This window comes from Streptomyces sp. UH6 (genome assembly GCF_013421635.1).
Lineage (GTDB): Bacteria > Actinomycetota > Actinomycetes > Streptomycetales > Streptomycetaceae > Streptomyces > Streptomyces abyssomicinicus.
The window spans coordinates 1-1,629 of sequence record NZ_JACADT010001158.1 but is presented as its reverse complement, the minus strand read 5'-3'; the positions used below and the strand labels follow the sequence as shown (position 1 = coordinate 1,629).

At 74.0% G+C, this 1,629-nt stretch carries 1 protein-coding gene; it reads right to left on the bottom strand.

Annotated features, from left to right (window positions below):
* Window positions 1–1,629: penicillin-binding transpeptidase domain-containing protein (locus HW445_RS30205; protein WP_257231385.1), on the bottom strand; the 1,629-nt coding region annotated here is incomplete at both ends.

The following is a 1,629-nucleotide window of genomic DNA, read 5'->3' as shown; positions in this document are numbered from 1 at the left end:
CGCGTGCTCGCCGCCGTGGCCGCTCTCGCGGACCACCGCGGAGGCGGCGAAGTCCCCCCGGTACGCGGTGAACCAGGCGTTGGGCTTGGACTGGCCCTCCACCTCCGCGGTGCCGGTCTTGGCGCCGTAGGAGGGACCGAGCCCGGCCATCGGCTCCGCCGCGGTGCCCGCCTGCGCGGTGTAGCGCATCAGTTCCCGCAGCTGCCCCAGCGTGGAGGAGGTCATGCCGCGCGAGGCCTGGGCCAGCGCGCGCCCGTCCACGGTGGGCGGCACCAGGTACGGCTGGTGGAAGGACCCGGCGGCGACGGTCGCGGAGACCGAGGCCATGTTGAGCGGGTTCATCCGCACGCCGCCCTGGCCTATCAGCGAGGCCGCCATCGGGGCGTCCGACTGCACCGGGACGGCCCCGTCGAAGGTGGAGACACCCACCGACCAGTTGTTCAGGCCCAGGCCGAAGACCTGCTGGGCCTCCTTGGTGAGGTCGTCGTCGGAGAGCTTCTCCGCCTGGCTGATGAAGGCGGTGTTGCAGGACCGGGCGAAGCTCGCCTTGAAGGAGGCGTCCTTCATCGCGAACTTGTCGTCGTTCTGGAACTTCCACCCGCCGTACGAGGAGTACTTCGGGCAGGGGTGCTCGCGGTCGTTGGCGGCCAGGCCCTTCTCCAGCAGCATCGCGGAGGAGATCACCTTCATGGTGGAGCCGGGGGCCAGGGAGCCCCGGAGGGCGGTGTCGACCTCGGGGTCGGAGTTGGCGGTGGCGAGTATCTCGCCGGTGGAGGCGCGCATCAGCACCACCGAGGAGCGCGGCGTGGCGGCCACCTTCTCCTCGGCCAGCTTCTGCAGGCCGGGGTGGAGCGTGGTCCTCACCTCACCGGGGGTGGCCTCGGCGAGCAGCAGCAGCTCCCGCCCCTCGGCCTCCTTCCCGTCCGCCTTGCCAGCCCCGTCCTTCTTCCCCTTCGGCGGGGTGTCGCCGTTCTTCCCGCCGCCCTGCGCGTCCTGGAGGCTGTCGGCGGGCACCGCGCGCAGGGCGACGGCCGGGGTGCCGCCGGACTTCTCGCCGTACTTCTCCGCGAGGCTCTCCAGGACCGGGCCGAGGGACGGGTGGCCGGCCGTGGTCAGCTCCCCGCCGTCGCGGTCCAGCGCCGTGACCGGCGCACTCCCCGCCTCGCCGGTGACCAGGCGTTCGTCGTCCTTCAGCTCCGGGTGGAGGACCGAGGGGCGCCACCGGACGACCGGTTCGCCGTCGGTCTCCCGGCGCACCACGGTGAGCCGGCCGTCGTAGGCCAGCGGCTCGCTCAGCTTCTCGTGGGTGACGGTGGCCCGCACCGCGAACTCCAGCGCGTCCCCCTTCGGCCGGCCGGCGGTGAAGGAGGCGGCGGTGATGCCCGCCTCGTCGCTCCAGCCGGTCAGGTGGACGCGGGCCGCCTCGGGGTCGGAGGTGGCCCGGGCGGCGGCGGCGACGTCGCCCTTCTGCCAGGCGGCGAGGAAGGTCTCGGCGGCGGCCGACACGTCGGCGGCGGTCAGCGGGGCGTTGCGCCGCTCCTCGGTGGACTGCGTGGAGCCGGCCGCGGAGGCGCCGTCGCCGAACATCACGTAACCGCCGGTGCCCAGGCCGGCCACCGCCGCGGCGAC